Annotated in this window: 1 protein-coding gene; it reads left to right on the top strand. The window is 66.8% G+C overall.

Annotated elements, in window-relative coordinates; translation table 11 throughout:
• Positions 1 to 198 precede the first annotated feature (198 nt).
• On the top strand, positions 199 to 405 hold the full coding sequence (locus SM447_RS29950; RefSeq protein ID WP_474576217.1) for a hypothetical protein: 207 nt from the start codon (positions 199 to 201) through the stop codon (positions 403 to 405).
• The last annotated feature ends 122 nt before the right edge of the window (positions 406 to 527 follow it).

Below are 527 nucleotides of genomic sequence, written 5' to 3'. Positions count from 1 at the left end.
CATCCCTACATTGACCGGTGGTCGGCGTTCCCGCCGTCGAACCAACGCTGAAGAAGGGCATTTGGCCTGCTCACTCGTACTACGGGTGAGTCCAATCGCCGTCCCCGTGATCGTAGCGTCGCAGTTACTGAACGTTCCAGAGTCGGTCCCGGGGTTCGGGGTCGGCCGTGGAGGGCTGCCCGGCGGAGGGAGGCAGTGATGCGGGACAGGACGCTGCCATGGCGACGAGTTTCCTACGAACAGTACCTGATCGCCGTCGCGATGACCCTGGCGCGGCGACACCGCCCGGCATGGTCGTGGCGCAGGTGGGCGTGGGTCTGTCGCTGTGGGGTCGACCTGCCCTGCCGTAACCGACACCGCATCCCGATCAACCGGAAGCACTGGCCCGCCCAGGAGAAGCAATGAGCAACGAGACGGAGCGGATCCTGGCCACACATCTGCCAGGGACGGACGGCCTGTGCACCGGTTGTCGGGCGTGGTGGTCGCGGCTCACGCCGTACCCGTGCTGGCAGGTGGACTGGGCGACC

Source organism: Micromonospora aridisoli (assembly GCF_056150025.1).
The sequence above is the reverse complement of the archived record's forward strand: the minus strand, read 5'-3'. Positions and strand labels throughout refer to the sequence as shown.